The sequence below is a fragment of the Bradyrhizobium sp. GCM10028915 genome, assembly GCF_042666195.1.
Classification (GTDB): domain Bacteria; phylum Pseudomonadota; class Alphaproteobacteria; order Rhizobiales; family Xanthobacteraceae; genus Bradyrhizobium; species Bradyrhizobium canariense_D.
The window spans coordinates 366,423-384,779 of the sequence record NZ_JBHTFN010000008.1 but is presented as its reverse complement, the minus strand read 5'-3'; the positions used below and the strand labels follow the sequence as shown (position 1 = coordinate 384,779).

Below are 18,357 nucleotides of genomic sequence, written 5' to 3'. Positions count from 1 at the left end.
GACCAGGCTTGGGGTCTCTTCCAGGCGTCGGTGGCTGCGCATGACAACCACGTTGCCTACTACGGCGCGACCGAGGCGACTGGCCATCCCGACGACAAATGGGGGTGGGCTGCTCAGCTCGCTCTGTCGATCAAGAACATCCCGACTGGCGCGGGTGACGTGATCAACATCCAGGGCGTCTACACCGATGGTGCGACCCGCTACAACTTCCAGAACCTCGCGGGTAGCTCGTTCGCGCTTTACGGTAGCTCAAACGTCGCCTACGCCAGCGTGGCCGCGGCGAATGCTCCGGACACCGTGTTCGTCACGGGCGGTCAGCAGGAAACCATCAAGACCTGGGGCTTCCGTGGTGCGTACACCCATAACTGGGATGCGTACTGGAACACGGCGATCTACGGTTCGTACGCTCAGGCTCAGTTCGGCAGCGGTGCGAAGACCTTCCTCTGCGGACCTGCGGGCATCATCTCGGGAGTTGCCGGCGTGACGTCCTGCAATCCGGACTTCGCGCTTGGCACGGTGGGCGTCATCACCCGCTGGACTCCGGTCAAGAACCTGACGTTCTCGGCGGACGTCTCCTGGACCCGCCTTGACCAGAGGTATGCTGGCGTCGTGACCACCACGGCTATCAACGGTCCCGCGGCCAAGCCGGCCGCGACCTATGAGCTGAGGGACCAAGACTCGGTCGTTATGCTCCTCCGCGCTCAGCGCAACTGGTAAGTTCGGTTTAACGACCTAACCTCCAAAGGCCCTCGGCAGGAAACTGCCGGGGGTTTTTGCATTATGCGCTCCGCCTCCTCCTCACATTGGGTGCATCAGCTATCGAAAAGGCGCTCAAGATGGGCCGCGCATAAGCTTTATCAGGCGCTTGAGGACTAAGGAGCACGCAGCTCAAAACGTCTTTGCCGTTGCCCGGTGTCCTACGAACCGCTGCGGGTGTTCGCCAGCCTGGCATTCCGGTTGGTGGGGTCTGAAGGAGTGACCTGCTCAGTTCAGACGACGGCGGAGCTTCCGAATCGTCTCCCGCAAGTCTTCCGCGTGTTCTACGATGATCCGACTGCCTCTTCCAACCGCGAGGGCTTGGGGTTCTCAGGGGGCGTGTCGGTTGGATGAAACTCATGATCGTATCATGCGAAGGGCGTTGGGACGGACGTTGAGCTAAAACAACGGAGCTGCCTTTGGCACCGAGTGCCGTTTTGGATCGACCCCACCCTCCGACTTCAACTGGCGGGCTTCAAGGGAGCAAACGCTGTCAGGCTTCTCGCCGCACTTCTCGAACTGGGACCCTAAGATTGAGCCTCAGGCTCGATCGCCCCCAATTCCTGGGTAACGGCAGCGCAACTGGCAATGTGGCAGGTTGATCGGGCGAGTATCGACGATTGTCGAGGCCCTTTGGACATCGACCAGAACCTAGGAAGGCTCACTATTCGACCTAGAAATTTTCGGATTGGCTGATCGCTTGTGCCTAACCGAACCGACAGCAGAACGGGGCTTAAGCAGCATAACGTCAACTCAGCTCGTTGAGATGCCCCTGTAGATGGCGCCGTCCCACAAACGCAGCTCGTAGAATCGTCCTTTGACGTCACGTCGAACAGCTGCGTCCGCCAGACGGTTCCCCGAGGTAGACCCGCTGCTTGAAAGCGTGAGCTGCGTCACGATCTTTCTGAGACTTAGGGCGATGGAGTAACGAGTGACGTAAAGGTCGCCGTCGTCGCCCAACCGGACGATGTCTCCAACCAGATTTCGAAGCTCGTCCTTCCGCGAGGGCTCGGCTGAGTCCAGGAGCGCAGGGTGGGCCAAAAACTGTAAAACGTTTGCTTCGAAATCTTGGTAGGACCATGCCGTTTTCGTGCACCCGTTCTCGTCCAGCACCTTCGCGCAGACCAAGCTCTTGTAAGGGTGACTACTAAGAAACCGGACTTCGCTCCCGCAGTAAGCGCATGTGGTAAGTCCGTCGAACAGATTTGCTAAATTGTTGCCCTTTCGCCCGCGGTTGGTGATCAGATTTTGCTGCCGGGCGGCCTGAGCTTTTTGGAACGTATCTTCGTCTATGACGGCCGGATAGTAGTCCGGCACGGGCGGACCAGTCGGGATCCCCTTGCTTCGGCCGCCCACATAACTCTTCGGCTGATATTCCCCTACCACCGCGCGGTTGCGGAGCATGCTATCTATCGTGGTGTGGTCCCATTTGGGCGATGATCCGAACGGAGAAATGCCCTGCTTCTCGAGAAAGTTGGTTATTGCGTAGCTGCCCAACCCACCAATCGAAAGTTCAAAGATCTTTCGGATTATCTCGGCTCGGTCCTCAAGATAGACGAAGCTCCTGCGGTCCTCGCTTAGTCCCAGCCAGCTGGGGCAGGCGGAAATCTTCTTGCTCTCTGTGACCGTCATAGGGATGAAGCCGTCTCCATGGGCAATTCCTTAAGCCGACAAAATCGGGCGAAATGGGGCTGGCCGCAAGCCTTATCGATGGTTCCGATGGCAAGATCGGTCGGGCCGAGCGCGCCTTCGGAGGCACTGGCACGAGTTGGATCGCGCCAAGTCTCGGCCGAAAGTGCATAGTGGCGCGTCACAATATCAATCACGATCAAGAATCGCTCGAATCCGTCTGGAGCTTGGACTATGCCGAGGAGCAGGGCTTCTCGCCTGACTTTGCTTCTCGGCGTCATCACCCTGGCACGGCCGAACCACGGTGCTTCAGGGGTCGTGCATCTCGTCATGTTTGCTGGTTACTTATTCTTTGCCGTGGTGCCATGATTAAACGCGGCCCGCTCGGGGCATCCTCCATTCGACCAATCGCAAGACGACGCGTGTTCGTGGCCCATGAGCTCGGCACGGTGAACAAACATTAGGACCCAGATGTTGGCTGACACTCATTCGCCTGTCCTTCTGGTTCTGGTCATGGCCGTCGCCGGACCGCTGCTTGCAGAGCTTCCGATCGGATTTCGAGTTCCGGCGGTAGTGCTTGAAGTCATGCTAGGCGTCATCATTGGCCCACAAGTTCTTGGCTGGGTGAGATTCGACGGCGTCCTGGCCTCTATGTTCGCCTTCGGGATGGCGGCCACTCTCTTCATGGCGGGCATGGAGCTTGAGTTCGAAAGAGTTCGCGGCCGGCCCTTGTTGCTTGCGGTGGGTGGGTGGGGAATGTCGGTATTGCTTGCGGTGTTAGCGGCAGCCGTCCTTCGTGCGAGTTCGCTCCATGATCCCATGATCGTGGCATTGGCTCTTGCCACAACTGCGCTGGGTACGCTGCTACCCATTTTGCGTGATGCCAATCAACTCGACACACCGTTCGGGCGTTTTTTCATCGCCGCAGGTACAATGGGCGAACTAGGACCAATTGTCGCAATGTCGTTGCTGCTTAGCCAGCAGTACACGACCTTCCAGGAGTTTGGTTTCCTGGTGGCATTCCTTGTGGTCGTCGTTTTGACAGCCGCAATCAGTTTGGGGCTACGCCCACCACGTGTTGTGGCCCTCCTGACTCGCTCGATGCATGGAAGCTCCCAGCTGCCGGTTCGTATCACCCTGCTATTGTTTGCCGCTTTCTTCGTTCTGTCGGAGCGCTTCGGGTTTGAGAGCATCTTGGGAGCATTTGCTGCGGGATTAGTCGTAGGGCTAGGTACTCAAGGGCCGGACGGAAAAGCGCCGCGAATGAAAATTGATGCCATCTTCTTCGGCTGGTTCATTCCGTTTTTTTTCGTCGGCACGGGTATTAAATTCGATCTCGCCTCGATAACGGGTAGCGCCGTCACGATGTTACTAGTACCGGTCGCGCTCGTGCTTTTTCTGCTAGTGCGAGGTGTTCCGGTATTTTTGTATCGAAAGGACCTCAAGCCCACAGAACGGATACCCTTTGCGCTGTACAGTTCGGTCGCCTCGCTTTCATTGGTCGTGGTGATCACCGAGATCGCCGTTCGTGCAAAAACCATGAGCCAGCAGATGGGCTCCGTGCTCGTCGGAGCTGCAGTTTTGTCGGTACTGCTGTTCCCGACTATCGCTGGGCAGCTTCTTCACAGACGGCGCGACGAGCGGCCCGGGCGCGGGTAAGCGGCTTTCAGCGCCGATTGAGCCTGGTTGAGGCGAACCTGGTCGTCGTTGCGCCGCGGACGCGATGCATGGAGGTGACGGCGCTGCACAGGCCCAAATCTAGTGGCTCGCCTCGCAACTTCTTCATGCATTTCCGAGCGACGGGGATGCCATCAAGTTCGCTGACTCCCTGCGGCGCTCTTGAGCTGCGAGCACATGCGCCCGTGCCAGCGAAGGAGCGTCGCGAGATAGTCCTGGCCGAAGTGCATGCGCCGTTGGGTTACGCGGCAGCAACTGGTCTGACCGGCACGAGTCGTTAAAAACTACAAAGCTCGGCCTGTGAGCAAGCCAGCTCGAGCAAGCCGAGATCTTTGGACATCTCGATGTCCCCCTTGCAGTCCGTTCATCGTTGAGCTGCATACGTTGATACGGTATTTGCGTGCCGGAGCTCTTGGAACAGTATTCCGCTGTTAGTTCCTCGAGTTCTTGTCCGGCCGTTTAAATCGGAGATCTGAGCTGTATGGACGTATCACCCCCCGACAGATCTCGTGGCGGAAAACGATGGAGCGACAGCGACGATGCCCGACTTCTCGAGTTGGCTTCTCAGGGGAAGTCTACAGATGAACTCGCATCGACAATGCAGCGCAGCTACTCCAGCATCCAGAACCGCCTGCGCTATTTGATCAACCAGTCTGGTCGTGCCAATTGTCTACATCGTCAATCGGAACCGAAGCGGTTTCCGGCGGTCGATCTCTCCTGCGGAGCGCTTTCCGATGCGTCCCACGAAGTCCTGTCCACCTTATGGTTCGGTATCAAAGGGCACCCGAGCATCATCAGGCGACGGGAGCCCTCGCTGCTCAAACCGGAAGTGGAATGTTTTCTAGGTGCAGTGGTACGCGAGGGACTAATTTGCTTGCCACCAGACAGCCCGCCGACCTGGAGGAGATTGTCGCTGTCTCGAGTACGCGCGAATGATACCGGCGTAGATTCTGGCGTAGCAAGAAACCTGATAAGCGCACTTCACCATCATGGTTTCCTGGAACTATTTGTCGGTTATGTAGGTTACAGCGGGTCTTTTCGGCTGGACATCCACACCGCTCGATTCGGCCGCTCAGCCCTCCTGAGGGCAACTCGAAAGACGCTCGAAGCCTGTGCACGGTCCGGAATAAATCTGAAGAATCTGCACACACACTTTCCAAGTCTTCGTTAAGGGCTGTAATGATTCTCGCGGTTCTTTAAACTTTCTGCTTTTTTCTTATCCATCCGCCTATCCCACTGTGGAGATGTACCCCCTGTCTGAGGCGGCGACCAACCCGGATCGTCAATGGCCGACCTTATCTTCTACCCACACTGCCGTTCTATGACATCCGCGCATTGAACGATATTTACGACATCGTCAGTGTCGAGCCAGTCCAACCCCGCGACAAGGTGATGATGGGGATGTTGGCCACAATCGGCATTGAACCGGGAAAGCCGTTCCACCGGCCGGTAGAAGTATAAGGCGGAGATGGAGAAGGGCATTGTCGATGCCTACCATTACATGCAGAATCTCGACACGAAGCTATTTGATCTAGCCTCTATTGGCTGGACCGGCATTTGAGCTTCGTGATGGTGCCTGACGCGCAGCGGGGTTTCGATTTTGTCTACAAGACAGCGTTGAGATCGACAGGCGGGCTGCGGCGCGGTTCTTCTTTACGTTCTATCCGCAGGTTTTGAGCGATAAGGCTGGCACCGTTTACCCCGCGCCTGTCGCGGATAGCGGTGGTCAGCCACTGGAGGCCGGAAAGATCTACAGGCTCACGATTCCTAAAGACGTTCCAGCGAGGCAGTTCTGGTCTTTGACCATGTATGATCGCGCAACGTGGGCCTTCGTCGACAACCCGTTGGACCGAGCAGGTCTCGGCTCATTCAACAAAGATCAGATGAACGTCAATGGAGACGGCAGCATCGATTTGTATGTAGGGCCCAAGGCGCTGGCCGATTCGGGAAAAACTGGATACCGACGACGGGCAAAGATGCGTGCGTGTGGCTTCCACTTTAAGGTCCTGAGGACACGTTTTGGATGAAGACGTTCAAGACGCCTGACCTGGAACTTGTCGAGTAACGGGAGCACGCTTGCTGACCAAGTTCGTCTGGTTGCCCACGTTGCTGCGCCGGTCGGTCTCTCTCGCGATTTTGATAAGAGCCCTCAGCGCATTTTCGACCGTCCTTCCGCCCCCAACGTCCTGCCATCGCGCAGGGAATTCGCGACAACTGGTGGCGACAGGGAATGATGGGCGCCGCGATAGCCCAGTACGAATGTATCAGGGTGCTATCCGAGACGGAATTCTTCGACGACTTGAAGGTAATTAAGGTCCCTGTGCTGGTGATGCACGGCGAGGACGAACAGATTTGTCCGTTTCCGACGACCGGCGCAAGGTCGGTGAAGCTCCTCCAGCACGGGACCCTGAAGTCCTATCCCGGACTACCCTATGAGATGCCAACGACGCATGCAGAGCTAATCAATAGCGACCTGCTTTCCTTCATACGGTCCTGAGCGGGGTGCTGGATCGCGAGATTGCCGACGAGTCATTGGCCTCTCACAAAGCCGACCGTCAAAGTTGATCCCGGCAATGCAAGCACCAAGAGACCATGAGTGTGCTTCGTCTAGCATACGGCCGCCGAAATAACTGCGACGATGGACCATCACTTTTCCGGCCGACGATGATCGGAGTCCGCTGGACATGGGATGATCCACCAGCGGGTCGATGTCTGTTTGTGAAGGCGGAGCGGATGTCGTAACCTTACGCCAACCGACGCGATCGCCCCTTATCTGACGTGCATACCATGTTGCTGCAATTCCGCTTGCTAACGAAGATGGGACGTCGCGCGAGCTGCCAAACCGACCTCTCTGACCCCATGTCGGGCCGATCGGCTAACGCTCGCGCACCAGCAAAGTCCAAACAGGCGACGCACCGTTCCAGCCGCGAAGGCGCCCCGAGAGCCGTACCTTCAGCCCGGCTTCCGTGATCCGCTCGACAACTAGATGCAGCGCGATCACGTCGCCTTCTGACAGCTCCACGCAGCCTCGCTTCCGCGACAACACCGCGCCCGGGAAGCGAAATAAGTTTGCTTTCAGCCATCGGCCGCCGCGCTCCGACAGAGGTTGTAAGTCGACCTGAGCGCCGGCCCTAGCCCGAAGCCTGACATCTGCCCGTCGCAGCCTATTCGGAATCCACTCCATCCGAATGACTAGCCGTTACTTTTCACGTTTGTCTAGGCTTCGTCCGTCTGAATGGCCGCCCGAAGGCGAGGGCGTCCGCTTTTTCAATTAGACTGGAAGTTTACAGCCCGCGCGAACCGGCCTATTGGCCCTCAGCTAAACGTCGCTGAAACAGGTGTCTCATCGGCTGTCAGGGCCAAACCGAACGTCGACCCAGGTTGTCGCCTACTGACGCTTGTGGACCCAAAACGGACATGGCCGTCTCATATCCCGCGCGCAAATGACGCGCTGCGCTTGGTTGCCGAAATTGCATAGTCGGCGCGCAAGCCATCTGGCAAAAATTGGCCCCTCCGACAGCCCATGAAAAGGATCGGCGAATGAAAAGTCTTTGCGTCCTGGCAGCCGTTTGCGCCGGCTTGATATTGCCCCGCATGGCGACCGCTCAAGTCCCTGCATCGATCACTACGCTGGACAAAGTCGAGACGCGGCTCGGCACGCTCGATTTCAAGGATGGTGCGCCCGGAAAGGCCACCTTGGAGAAGGCTTACGATTTCATCGATTTCACCCACGCCTACAACGCCTTTGCAAACACCATGCAAGGGGTGAGCTTAGTCGCCGCCCGCAGAGGCTTCTTGGAGGCCGGGGTGAAGGACAATGAGATCCTCATCTTTTCCGAGTTGATGGATGCAAAGTCGCTCTTCCTGACTGCTAACGCAGACACGGTGTACTTCCTTGGCTTCATCGACGTCTCCAAGGGCCCGATGGTGTTCGAAGTGCCGCCCAAGGTCCTTGGAGCGCTCGACGACATGTGGTTCCGCTGGGTCACCGATTTTGGCCAGCCTGGTCCTGATCGTGGTCTCGGTGGCAAGTATCTCATCCTGCCTCCGGGCTACGACGGTCCGGTGCCGGAGGGCGGCTACTTCGTGTCCCGATCGCGGACCAACCGGCTCTTGATCATGGGCCGCGCTTTTCTTGAAAACAAAAACGACCCGAAACCTGCGGTCGCATCGATCAAGCAGTCGACCAAGATCTACCCGTTCGAACCCGGCGGCGTCGGAACAACTATTGCCGAGTACCTCAGCGGCAAAGCCAAGCTCGGCAGGATCGGAGACCCGCCGCCCACCAAGTTTCACGAAGGCAGCGGCAAGGTGATGAACACCGTTCCGCCCAACGATTTCAGCTTCTATGAGATGCTAAATGAGATCGTGCAGCAAGAGCCTGCTACATCCCTCGACCTCGAACAAATGGGATCGGTCGCAGCCGTCGGTATCGTCAAGGACAAACCGTTTGCACCGGACGCGAGGATGAAGAAAATTCTCGCTGAAGCCCTGGCGGTCGCCAATGCTACCTCGCGCTCCCTGTTCATGAATCCTCGCGATCCGAACTGGTTCTATTATCCCGGTTCTGCATGGATGAACTTTTTGTTCGTCACCGGGTACGAGTTCGAGACACCGATCCCAGAGATAACTCGTGAGGGCGTCAAGCCCTTCCCAGCTACCGGCTACCGGCAGTTGGATGCGCGCACCGCCTTCTTCTACTACGTCACCGGTATCACACCAGCCATGGCGATGCGCGTGCCTGGCATCGGCTCACAATACCTCCTGAACATGCTGGATGCCGACAAGAATTACTTCGACGGGTCTAAGACGTACAAAGTGACGCTACCCAAGGGAATACCGGAGGCGAACTTCTGGTCGTTCACGGTCTACGACAACCAGACACGTTCTATGCTTGACACGCCGCAGCGCCACCCGCGCGCTGGTAGCCAGAGTTATCCGTCGCCCGCTGCCGAAACGGACGCCGACGGCACGACGACAATCTACTTTAGTCCGACCCAGCCTGCGGACGTCAAACGTGGCAATTGGATACAGACCGACCCGAAAAAAGGTTGGTTCACTATCCTGCGTCTTTACAGTCCGCTTGAGCCGTTCTTCACCAAGGAATGGCGTCCGAGTGAGATTGCGATGGTGAAGTAGCATCCGCTGTTACCTCGGCTGCGAGCGACGCCGCCATCCCATGCGTGGCGGCGTCGGCTATTGCGCCCATAGCTGACCTGCCGCGCGCCGTAGAGGACCGCTTGTGTGAAGGGTTTCGGATGCCGGCCCCATGACGGTGTTGCCGCGCACACGGGGGCCGGCGTCCGAAAGCCTCCAAAGGAGGAAACCGCGCTGGGGGGACGTAGGACGATGCCGCGTGATCGAGCTAGTCGCGTCAAACAACCTTCAGACGATCAGGACGATCGTCTATGGGGATTTAATGTTTGGCGGCACCTATACTTTCAATGGCTTGGCTATAGCAAATACCACACCACACAATCTAAACGTGAGCTCCTCGATTTTTGAAGGCCATGAGGCAAACTGATCTCTGGCGGCTGGAAAGCCCCCGGAGCTATCAGAGCCGAAACTGTTTCGAGCTGCTCGTCAAGAGCATCACCGCATTTGTAAGTCTGCTTACGTCGAGATGCCTGGACGGGGTCCAACTAGCGCGACGTTGAACACAATCGCGATCGAGGATTCGAGTTGGCTCTTGTGCAATGGTTGGTGCTCCGCCACGAACTTCCAGATCAGCACGTCCTCGATCATCGGATCGTCGCCAGCTACGCACCAATTGCCCCGCTCGTCACGATGAGCTGTCGCCTATTGCTTTGCCGTGTCGCCAGCCGCGGCGTTCTACCGCGCGAGCGGTTTAGTCCAGTGCCCGGAAGCGGACTCCAGCGCATCGCGCTGTCTTGAGGGATCGCAAATAGGAACGCCGGGCCAAGTCGCAGTTAGGCATCTCGCGCCGTCCCTCAGCCAGAGTCGGAGATGCCCCTTACCCCCGATCCATCCGGTGATTTCGCTGAGGCACCGCCCGAAGCTGTTCTATTCGCGATGTTCAGCGGCGGTGACCGTATTGCTTGCAGGGTCGAATGGACCGCATTGAGCGAACGTGCCGCCGCCGATGGCGCCGATCCGAATGACATCGCCGGTACGTTCAAAAGGCATCGGTCGACTATCGAGCAGATTGCCAGCGACCAGTACGACGGCGGCAAGGAGATTCCGGTCGTCCGCACTGAGCAGCTTGTGCCGGCCGGCGGACGGGGCTGAGCCGAGGACGCGATTGCCGGGCTTTCCCGCTTGACCTTTGTCCCGCCATGCGATTTTTGGGTCAGAGAAGCCGGGGCGCCGATGAAACTGTTGACCGAATACTTGGAGCGCGCAGTCAGCCTAGATAAATTGGCGGCGGGCGAACAGGATTCGACCTTCAAAACCCAGCTATTGAATCAGGCGGCGGCTTATCGAAAGCTGGCGGCAAAGCGCGCCATGGAATACGGACCGCCGCCACCGAGCGTGCCAGAAAAGCCACCGCATCCTTGAATCCACACGGGACGGGTAAGCAGGGATTCGAGCCCTCCCAAGGAGACGCCATGCCTTACTACACAGCAGACCAACCCCGCTGGGAGCGCAACGGCAAGATTCTCGCCGATATCTTCTGCGCGCTCTTGCTTGCAGTCTTCTCCATCGTCTTCTTCGGTTGGCTCGGCGGACTGGTCGCCTTTGCTGTTGTCGAAGCTTGCCTGCTCGCAATCGATTGGGTGGTCCCCAGCAAAGGCGATGCGGCAGGCGTGGTTCGTTGAAGTTGCTGACCGACTACACCGAACGTGCGCTGCTCAGTCAGGCGGCTTAATCGTCTCACGTGAGCTTCTGGCAATCCGTACATTTGAAAACACGGACCGCCTTCCCAGAGGGAACGCGGAGGAAGCTGTCCACCCTCAGCAATGGCCCGCCGCAGTGCTGGCAGTTCTCGAACTGCCTGGGCGGGGGGGGTAACTTTGAATCAAGGCGCATCATTCGCGATTCGTCAGCATCCGCAGATAGTCAACGACGATGATCGCGGAAGAGCGTTCCTATAAGAGGGTAGGCGAGGCTCTGCCTTAGCTCATGCGGGGACGAAGCTGACTTGTGACGGCGCGCTGGTCTTGTACGGATTTCTGCGCCGGCCGCCGGGCTTTTAAGTTGCGCTCGTCCAGCTCAGTGACTGTTACGACTTGCTCGGCCCTCCGGGCCAGCTCTTCGTAGTTTGCAGCGTCTCTCTAGTTTCAGGATGCTGACAGTTGTCGGCCTTCGTGCGGAACTCCTCCTCGCGCATATGCCAATACTTCGGAGTGTGCGTTCGCTCGATGCCCATGGCCAACCCCCATTGGACTGTTCCGACTTAACTTAGGTTAAGTCGTCTGGTTCCGGGCTGGCAGGCAGGGGCTTTTCGGACAGGCGGAGCCCCGGCCTACGGGGGGACGACAGGCCGGGGCTACCAAGGTCCTCGCGCCGGTTTTGGCCGGCCCCGGCACGAGCAGGCTCAATCGTGGTGGGTGCGCGGGTTCGTTCCTTGGATTTGCTCATTCCACGGCTCGCAGACCTAAAGCCGTTCTGCGTGGCCATATTGTTGAGGGTGCCATTGAGGCCGCCCTCCGCGCTGCAGCCGTTGTCCCCAAGCGCGAGGAAGATCAGCGTAGTTGCTTTGCGCAAGGGGGCGCGGGTCGCCAACCTGCCGCTCACCCGTTCTGATGCCGTCGAATGGCCCCGAATCATTTGCCGGATGCGATCAACTGCAACAACGACTAAACGTGGAATGGAAATGACCAAGAACCGAGGGCGGCTCTACGGACGAGCAGCGATTTTGGTCCTCGCCGTAATCGGGCTGGCGCAACCGACTCTCGCCGACGAAGGCGGCATCAGCTTCTGGCTTCCAGGTAATTTCGGCAGCATGGCCGCGGCGCCGGGTGCTCCCGGCTGGTCCTGGGCGACGGTCTACTACCATACCGACGTCGCCTCTGGAGCGGGCCAACAGTTTCCTCGCGGCGGCCGTGTCGACGTCGGCATTTCCGCGCGGCCTATCTCGCCATTTTCGGGCCGACATATACGTTCGCCACGCCGGTCCTCGGCGGCCAGGCCGCGATCAGCGTCCTCGCTATCGGCGGTCGCAACGAGACCTCCGCCGCGCTCTCGCTAACCGGTCCGCTGGGCAACACCATCGGCGTGGACCGAACGCAGGATCTGACCTCCTTCGGCGACGTGATCCCTGAGTTCACGCTGAAATGGAACATGGGGGTCAACAGTCTGATGGTCTACGGCATGGGCGACGTTCCCATCGGGGACTACGCCTCCGCACGCCTCGCCAACCTCGGCATCGGCCACGGCGCGATCGATTTCGGCGGAGGCTACACCTACTTCGACCCCAGGGCCGGCAACGAGTTCTCGTTCGTCACGGGCCTCACCTACAACTTCAAGAACACCGACACGAATTATCAGAACGGCATGGATTTCCACATCGACTGGGCCGCCTCGCACTTCTTCACAAGCAGCTTCAGCTTGGCGTCGTCGGCTACTACTTCCAGCAGGTCACGGACGACTTCGGCGCACCGCCCGTGCTCGGTGGATTTCGCTCGCGGGTGGCCGCCGTCGGTCCGCAGATCGGCTACATCTTTCCGCTCGCCGAAGGGACCCAAGGCTATCTCAATCTGAAGGGCTTCAAGGAGTTCGGGGCGCAGAATAGACCTGAAGGCTGGAACACCTGGCTGACTTTCGCGATCACGCCCGCGGCCGAGCCGCCGCCAGCCGCGAAGCCGCTGACCAGCAAATACTAAAACCACGGAGGCGACGACGATGACATCGATCGATGACGCTGTTGCCGCATCTAAGACCCGAGGACCCGGCCCCCCGCCGGAGACATCGTTCGGGCACTCCTCCGGCCTTCAGCTCATCTATGACAGCGCCCCGATCGGCCTTGCGTTTCTCTCTCCGGATTGCCGGTACGTACACATCAATCAGCGCCTGACCGAGATCTGCGGCATCTCCGTCGCGGGCCACCTCGGACGGACCGTTCGCGAATGCGTGCCGGCCCTTGCGGATGCGGTCGAAGGTATCGTCCGCTCGATCATGGAGACCGGCGAGCCGGTCGTCGGGATCGAAGTCGCAGGCCAACGCGCGGACCAGGTCGAAGAGCGATTTTGGGTGACGTACTGGCATCCCTTCCGTGAACCCAGCGGCGATATCGTCGGGATCAACGTCGCGGCCGAAGAGATCACCGAGCGCAAGCGGGCCGAAGCGGTGCTCGCGGCCAACGCCAAGGCCCTCAGAGAAAGCGAGGTACGTTTTCGGGAGCTCGCCGACCACATCAGCCAGTTCGCCTGGACGGCTGACGAGAAGGGCTGGATCAACTGGTACAACAAGCGCTGGCACGACTACACCGGAATGACCCTGGAGGAGATGCAGGGCTGGGACTGGCAGAAGGTGCATCACCCCGATCACGTGGACCGCGTGGTCGAACGCATCCAGCACAGTTTTGCGACGGGAACGCCTTGGGAGGATAGGTTTCCCCTCCGCGGCAAGGACGGTGGCTACCGCTGGTTTCTTTCTCGCGCCCTTGCCCATCCGCGATGCGGCGGGTGAGGTCGTCCGCTGGTTCGGCACCAATACGGACGTGACGGACCAGATCGAGGCGGAGAACAAGCTGCGGATCAGCGTGGAGCGGCAGACCGCTACTGCAGACATCCTGAAAGTGATCGCTGGTTCTCCGTCGGACGTTGGTCCGGTGTTCGAAGCCATCGCCGAACGCTCCAACCGTCTGACTGGAGCCCTCTCGACTGTCGTCCTGCGGGTCGTCGGCGACCTGGTCGAACTCGCCGCCTACACGCCCGTCAGTCCGGAAGCAGATGCGGCGCTGCGTGCCTCGTTTCCGCGGGCCGCCGACACCGACCCGCTGCTCGCGGTGGTGCGCGCCGGGAGGACCGTCAAGATTCCCGACAGTGAGTCCGAACTGGGCGCGCAGGCAGGAGCCCGGGAGATCGGGCGCGCTCGCGGCTTCCGCAGCCTGCTGCTGACGCCGCTACGGCAGGGCGGGGAGGTCATCGGGCTGATCAGCGTGACCCGCAGGGAGCCGGGCAGCTTCGCCGAGCATCATGTCCAGTTGCTGCAAACTTTCGCCGACCAGGCGGTGATCGCGATCGCGAACGTACGCCGGTTCGACCAGTTGCAGGCCAGAACCGCGGAACTGTCGCGCTCGCTCGAGGAGTTACGCGCCGCCAAGGACCGCCTTGTCGAGACCGAGAAGCTCGCTTCACTCGGCCAGCTCACCGCTGGCATCGCGCACGAAATCAAGAACCCGCTGAACTTCGTCATCAACTTCTCGGGGCTCTCGGGAGATCTCCTCGGGGAAATGGGGGACGTGCTCGCCGCGGGCGAAGTGGACCGGAAAACTAAGGATGAGCTGGGCGAGCTCTCGCAGATGCTGAAAGGGAATTTCGAAAAGATCGTGCAGCACGGCAAGCGAGCGGATTCCATCGTGCGAAGCATGCTGCTGCACTCCCACGAAGACTCCGGCGAGCATCACCCCGCGGACGTGAATGCGATCGTCGAGGAGAGCCTGAACCTCGCCTACCACGGCGCCCGGGCGGAGAAGACCGGGTTTGACATCGACGTGGAGCGCCGCTTCGCGCCGACCGCCGGCATGGCCGACATGTATCCGCGCGAGATCACGCGGGTGCTGCTCAACCTGATCTCGAACGGCTTCCATGCCGCGCTCCGGAGAAAGTCGGACGCCGGCGACGGTTTCACCCCTGCCCTGAGCGCCGCGACGGCGGACCTCGGCGACGCGGTGGAAATCCGGATCCGCGACAACGGAGCCGGAATTCCGGACGACCTCCGGGCCAAGATGTTCGTGCCGTTCTTCACCACCAAGCCTGCGGGGGAAGGGACGGGACTGGGCCTGTCGATTAGCCACGACATCGTCGTCAAGCAGCATGGCGGCAGCATCGACGTGGAGACCGAGCCCGGATCCTTCACCGAGTTCATTATCCGGCTCCCACGGAAGCTCGCCGCCTAAAGATTGGAGTGCCCCATGAGTGCGTTCATACTCGTCGTCGACGATGAAACCCTCTTCCGGCAGCACTTCCGGAGAGACCTCCGGTCCGGCCGCTTCGAAATGGAGTTCGCCTAGTCGGCCTCCGAGGCGTTGGCACGCGCCGAGGATGTGTGCGATCCGTCACTGGTGCTGGTGCTCTCCGACATCAACATGCATGAGCGGACTGGAGATGCTTCCCGAACTCCGGGCCCGCCGCCCGGACGTGCCCGTGATCATGATCACCGCCTACGGCGATGCCCAGACCCGGAAGAACGCCCTGGACCTCGGAGCGGACGGGCTGCTGAGCAAGCCGATCGACTTCGCCAAGCTGCGGGAAGAGATCGATAGCCGGCTCGGAGAAGCCGCGTGACACCGCTCGTCCTTGTAGTGGACGACGAGCCAGACCTAGAGGCGCTGGTCCTGCTGAGATTCCGCAAGCAGATCCGCGAGGGGAAGTTCGTGTTCGCGCATGACGGTCTGGAGGCCCTTGAGCTGCTCGAGCGGCAGCGCGATGTCGACATGGTGGTCTCGGATATCAAGATGCCGCGGATGGACGGGCTTTCACTGCTCCGGTAGCTTCAGGAAGCCGAGGCCAAGACGTCCACGGTCATCGTCTCGGCGTTCGGAGACATGGTCAATATCTGAACCGCGCCGATTGACCTCGAGCGGAATACGACGACTTACCATGGTGGCGCACGCGTCGATGCCGTCTTCACGGCCAACCATGTGTATGCGTTCGGATTGATGCCGAGCTGCGCCGGCCTGGACTTTTGCCGCGAGGAGCCTGCGTCAGAAAAGCCGGTCGCTTTAATAGGGGATGTCGAGTTCGATCGACTGTTCTCGCCGACCTTGAGCACGATCAGCGTCCATGGCGACGCAATCGGCCGAACTCGGCAACACTGACGCTCAATAGCCGAGGCGAGGGCCACGTCGACCTGGGATCGACGTGGTCCTGCGTGAGCGGATAGGACTGCTCGGCTAGTCTTCCTTCGTTCCGCTCTCGTGGGGTGCCGCCCATCGAATACCTCCGCTCGGAGATCGAGCGCATGCGCACGCAGATCAGCCTCCAGCGCAAAGAAATCCTTCAGCGGCAGATTCGAAGGGGGTAATCGCCACCAATGTAGCCCCTTGTAGCCCATAAATCCTTCCGTCGCGCGCGCAACGAAAACGCGGGCTACATTTTTCCGCGAAGTTGTTGAAAACCCTGGTGCCGGCTGAGGGGATTGAACCCCCGACCTTCGGTTTACAAAACCGCTGCTCTACCGCTGAGCTAAGCCGGCGACGCCTGGAGAAGCGGGGCAGGCCCGGCCTATGCCGGGGCTGTCCGCCCGTGCGCGCCGCAATACCAGACTTGACCGGAAAGTGCCAGAACCCGGGAGCCCCGATGCAGACATGAATCAGGCGGCCACGAGGGCCGCCCGATCTGTCGCGTTCGGTTCAAACCGCCTTACTGGCAGATGTGGCGGCGGCCGTCTTCGCCCTTGAACCAGGTGCCGGGCGTGCAGACGAAGCCGTTGCGCTGGGCGTAGGTGCGGGTGTCCCACCCCCGATTGTCCCAGCCGCGGTTATCCCAACTGTTGTCGTAGGCGTAGGCGTCGTTCGTGGCGCGGAACGGGGCGGTTGCGATTGCGCCCGCAGTCCCGATGGCTGCGCCGGCGACGCCAGCGGCTGCTCCGACCGCGCCGGCGGCGACGTCGGTCGGCCAGAAGCCGGTGCGGCTCCTGTTCCAGTCGTTATTCCAATCGCCGTTGTTGGTCTGGCGATAGGACACGCGACGATGCCGATAGCCGCTGTCGGTGTACGGATTTCCCGGTCCGACGTTCTGGCAGTTGGCGTTGGGGAATTGCGCCGCGCAACGGCCGGGATTGGTGATCACGGCCTGCGCCATGGCAGAGCCTGCCACCAGGGTCGCCGCAATCGCCGTGGCTCCGAGAAGTTTGACGTTCATGATTGTTTGGCTCCCGTTTTGTTGACGGGGGCTAAACGCGGAAGACGCCGGACGTTCCGCTGAAACCGCCGGATTTTCGTCAGCCATAGTCAAACGGAAGTGAGCACGCGCGACGGTTCCGGACTGCAGGATCCGGCGGCGTTAATGCTTCGCTAGTTCGCTTTGGCGCATTTGAGCGGCGCGCAATCCTTACACATTAGGCTTACCGGCAATTGGTGAGAGGGCCTTAACCCTCTCTGCGCCGCCATCGGGTAGGTTGTCGCCGAATAAATGGGGTCCCCTCATGCGCGCTGTGGCGCTCGCTGCCTTTCTGATCGGACTGCCCGCGACGGCGTTTGCCGGCGGCGGCTTCGATATCGTCGTTCCCGGTCGCCCCGGCGTGCCCATCATCATCAACAACATCGACGCGTCCTATGCCGTGATCGAGGGGACCTGGGGCCTGGGGAAGAACGTCCAGGTGCAGCCCACGATCTATGGCGGACGCTATGTCGCCGAGCGCCAGCCCACGGACGTCGGCCACTACTACCCGACGCTGGGCCTGCGGCCCGGCTATGGCCGGCTCGAGGTCGAACCGCCCGCGAACCGCAAATTGCCCAAGCCGCCCGATAGCTATCACCAGAGCTGGGGCGCCCAATCGGCGCCGCTGCCGCCGCAGATGGACGTGCCCGTCAATCCGCCGCCGGTGATCCTCGCGCCTGAGTTCAACGACCAGCCGCGGCGTCCTCGGCCGCGGCCGCGTGCAGAGATGCCCGGCAAGCCGCCGGGTTAAGAAACGACAATCCAAAAAACGGAAATCAACAGGAGAGAGTAATGCGTCAGATGATTTCGGGACTGGTCGCGGCGGCTGCCGTGATGTTCGCCGCCACCGCGCCCGCCGCGGCCTGCGGCTTCGATCCGTGCCAGCCGGTCGCGCCGGTCTATTCCGGCTGTAACACCGGCTGCGGCGGTTATGGGACCGGGTACGGCTACGGCGCCTATGAGCGTCTCGCCGAGCCCACCACGCAATATTATCACGTCAACCAGGGCCCGACCTACACCGGCCCGGGCGCCTTCGCGCCGTATCCGACCTACCGTGAGGACGCGGTGGTTGCGCCCGCCAATTACGGCTACGGCCGTGGCTATGGCTATGGGCACGGCTATGGCTATCGCGCCGCCGCGGTCGAAGCGCCGGCCGCCTATCCCTACCGCCGCCCGTATTACCGTCCGTATCGCTACGGCTACGGCCCGCGCGCCGGCTATCTGCCGCGCACGCATTACGGCTACGGTCCGCGCTACGGCTACGCCCCGCGCCATGCGCCGTATTATG

At 60.3% G+C, this 18,357-nt stretch carries 17 protein-coding genes, 1 tRNA gene and 3 pseudogenes; 15 read left to right on the top strand and 6 right to left on the bottom strand.

What is annotated here, in order from left to right; genetic code table 11:
• Positions 1-717 (top strand): porin (locus ACFQX9_RS07795; RefSeq protein WP_377787588.1); only part of this gene is annotated, 717 nt, incomplete at its 5' end.
• A gap of 792 nt (positions 718-1,509) precedes the next feature.
• Here the strand turns inward: ACFQX9_RS07795 and ACFQX9_RS07790 are convergent.
• Positions 1,510-2,388 (bottom strand): recombinase family protein, encoded by an 879-nt coding sequence (locus ACFQX9_RS07790; RefSeq protein ID WP_377787586.1) that lies wholly within the window; start codon positions 2,386-2,388, stop codon positions 1,510-1,512.
• Positions 2,385-2,588, bottom strand: a complete 204-nt coding sequence (locus tag ACFQX9_RS07785) for a hypothetical protein (protein WP_377787585.1) — start codon at positions 2,586-2,588, stop codon at positions 2,385-2,387. Before ACFQX9_RS07785 ends, ACFQX9_RS07790 begins: the two co-directional genes overlap by 4 nt.
• Positions 2,589-2,856: 268 nt before the next feature.
• Here ACFQX9_RS07785 and ACFQX9_RS07780 point away from each other — a divergent pair, with 268 nt between their 5' ends.
• From ACFQX9_RS07780 to ACFQX9_RS07770, 3 genes are all read left to right on the top strand, one after another.
• The gene (locus ACFQX9_RS07780; protein ID WP_377787583.1) at positions 2,857-4,044 is read left to right on the top strand and encodes a cation:proton antiporter; all 1,188 of its coding nucleotides are present in this window, start codon (positions 2,857-2,859) and stop codon (positions 4,042-4,044) included.
• A gap of 1,691 nt (positions 4,045-5,735) precedes the next feature.
• Positions 5,736-6,089, top strand: a complete 354-nt coding sequence (locus ACFQX9_RS07775; RefSeq protein ID WP_377787581.1) for a DUF1214 domain-containing protein — start codon at positions 5,736-5,738, stop codon at positions 6,087-6,089.
• 203 nt (positions 6,090-6,292) lie between these two features.
• Positions 6,293-6,559 carry an alpha/beta fold hydrolase gene (locus ACFQX9_RS07770; protein WP_377787579.1) on the top strand — a complete coding sequence of 89 codons (267 nt, stop codon included), beginning with the start codon at positions 6,293-6,295 and terminating at the stop codon, positions 6,557-6,559.
• Between the two features lie 378 nt (positions 6,560-6,937).
• Here the strand turns inward: ACFQX9_RS07770 and ACFQX9_RS07765 are convergent, their stop codons facing one another.
• On the bottom strand, positions 6,938-7,084 hold the full coding sequence (locus tag ACFQX9_RS07765; RefSeq protein WP_377787578.1) for a hypothetical protein: 147 nt from the start codon (positions 7,082-7,084) through the stop codon (positions 6,938-6,940).
• A gap of 518 nt (positions 7,085-7,602) precedes the next feature.
• Between ACFQX9_RS07765 and ACFQX9_RS07760 the strand changes: the two genes are divergently transcribed.
• Complete coding sequence (locus ACFQX9_RS07760) at positions 7,603-9,201, top strand: DUF1254 domain-containing protein (protein ID WP_377787576.1); 1,599 nt, start codon at positions 7,603-7,605, stop codon at positions 9,199-9,201.
• A 474-nt stretch (positions 9,202-9,675) separates the two neighbouring features.
• On the opposite strand, the gene ACFQX9_RS07755 is transcribed toward ACFQX9_RS07760, so the two are convergent.
• Positions 9,676-9,807, bottom strand: coding sequence for a hypothetical protein (locus tag ACFQX9_RS07755; protein ID WP_274535499.1), 132 nt, complete (start codon positions 9,805-9,807; stop codon positions 9,676-9,678).
• A gap of 222 nt (positions 9,808-10,029) precedes the next feature.
• On the opposite strand from ACFQX9_RS07755, the gene ACFQX9_RS07750 reads away from it, so the two are divergent.
• From ACFQX9_RS07750 to ACFQX9_RS07715, 8 genes and pseudogenes are all read left to right on the top strand, one after another.
• The gene (locus tag ACFQX9_RS07750) at positions 10,030-10,311 is read left to right on the top strand and encodes a DUF1488 family protein (RefSeq protein ID WP_377787573.1); all 282 of its coding nucleotides are present in this window, start codon (positions 10,030-10,032) and stop codon (positions 10,309-10,311) included.
• Between the two features lie 81 nt (positions 10,312-10,392).
• Positions 10,393-10,581: a hypothetical protein gene (locus tag ACFQX9_RS07745; RefSeq protein ID WP_377787571.1), complete on the top strand. Its 189-nt coding sequence runs from the start codon at positions 10,393-10,395 to the stop codon at positions 10,579-10,581.
• 50 nt (positions 10,582-10,631) lie between these two features.
• A complete protein-coding gene (locus ACFQX9_RS07740) occupies positions 10,632-10,841 on the top strand; it encodes a hypothetical protein (RefSeq protein ID WP_377787569.1) in 210 nt (69 codons plus the stop codon).
• A 1,153-nt stretch (positions 10,842-11,994) separates the two neighbouring features.
• Positions 11,995-12,848: pseudogene (locus ACFQX9_RS07735) on the top strand (transporter).
• A gap of 19 nt (positions 12,849-12,867) precedes the next feature.
• Positions 12,868-13,653 (top strand): PAS domain-containing protein, encoded by a 786-nt coding sequence (locus ACFQX9_RS07730; RefSeq protein WP_377787567.1) that lies wholly within the window; start codon positions 12,868-12,870, stop codon positions 13,651-13,653.
• Positions 13,598-15,085 (top strand): ATP-binding protein, encoded by a 1,488-nt coding sequence (locus ACFQX9_RS07725; protein WP_377787565.1) that lies wholly within the window; start codon positions 13,598-13,600, stop codon positions 15,083-15,085. Before ACFQX9_RS07730 ends, ACFQX9_RS07725 begins: the two co-directional genes overlap by 56 nt.
• Before the next feature lie 15 nt (positions 15,086-15,100).
• A pseudogene (locus tag ACFQX9_RS07720) lies at positions 15,101-15,473 on the top strand (response regulator).
• Positions 15,470-15,745 (top strand): annotated as a pseudogene (locus tag ACFQX9_RS07715) (response regulator); the annotation flags it as partial. The pseudogenes ACFQX9_RS07720 and ACFQX9_RS07715, both read left to right, overlap by 4 nt.
• A gap of 563 nt (positions 15,746-16,308) precedes the next feature.
• On the opposite strand, the gene ACFQX9_RS07710 reads toward ACFQX9_RS07715, so the two are convergent.
• Positions 16,309-16,383, bottom strand: a tRNA-Thr gene (locus ACFQX9_RS07710).
• Positions 16,384-16,550: 167 nt separating this feature from the next.
• Positions 16,551-17,051, bottom strand: coding sequence for a hypothetical protein (locus ACFQX9_RS07705; protein ID WP_085351207.1), 501 nt, complete (start codon positions 17,049-17,051; stop codon positions 16,551-16,553).
• 283 nt (positions 17,052-17,334) lie between these two features.
• Between ACFQX9_RS07705 and ACFQX9_RS07700 the strand changes: the two genes are divergently transcribed.
• Both ACFQX9_RS07700 and ACFQX9_RS07695 read left to right on the top strand, forming a co-directional pair.
• Entirely contained in the window at positions 17,335-17,820 is a 486-nt protein-coding gene (locus ACFQX9_RS07700) for a hypothetical protein (RefSeq protein ID WP_018458105.1), read from the top strand.
• Between the two features lie 41 nt (positions 17,821-17,861).
• Positions 17,862-18,357, top strand: a 496-nt coding sequence (locus tag ACFQX9_RS07695) for a hypothetical protein (RefSeq protein ID WP_377787563.1), incomplete at its 3' end; no start/stop codon positions are given.

Coding starts and splice junctions, on each gene's coding strand:
- ACFQX9_RS07790 (WP_377787586.1), bottom strand. CDS start 2,388: ATGACGGTCACAGAGAGCAAGAAGATTTCCGCCTGCCCCAGCTGGCTG.
- ACFQX9_RS07780 (WP_377787583.1), top strand. CDS start 2,857: ATGTTGGCTGACACTCATTCGCCTGTCCTTCTGGTTCTGGTCATGGCC.
- ACFQX9_RS07770 (WP_377787579.1), top strand. CDS start 6,293: ATGATGGGCGCCGCGATAGCCCAGTACGAATGTATCAGGGTGCTATCC.
- ACFQX9_RS07760 (WP_377787576.1), top strand. CDS start 7,603: ATGAAAAGTCTTTGCGTCCTGGCAGCCGTTTGCGCCGGCTTGATATTG.
- ACFQX9_RS07755 (WP_274535499.1), bottom strand. CDS start 9,807: ATGATCGAGGACGTGCTGATCTGGAAGTTCGTGGCGGAGCACCAACCA.
- ACFQX9_RS07750 (WP_377787573.1), top strand. CDS start 10,030: ATGCCCCTTACCCCCGATCCATCCGGTGATTTCGCTGAGGCACCGCCC.
- ACFQX9_RS07745 (WP_377787571.1), top strand. CDS start 10,393: ATGAAACTGTTGACCGAATACTTGGAGCGCGCAGTCAGCCTAGATAAA.
- ACFQX9_RS07740 (WP_377787569.1), top strand. CDS start 10,632: ATGCCTTACTACACAGCAGACCAACCCCGCTGGGAGCGCAACGGCAAG.
- ACFQX9_RS07730 (WP_377787567.1), top strand. CDS start 12,868: ATGACATCGATCGATGACGCTGTTGCCGCATCTAAGACCCGAGGACCC.
- ACFQX9_RS07705 (WP_085351207.1), bottom strand. CDS start 17,051: ATGAACGTCAAACTTCTCGGAGCCACGGCGATTGCGGCGACCCTGGTG.
- ACFQX9_RS07700 (WP_018458105.1), top strand. CDS start 17,335: ATGCGCGCTGTGGCGCTCGCTGCCTTTCTGATCGGACTGCCCGCGACG.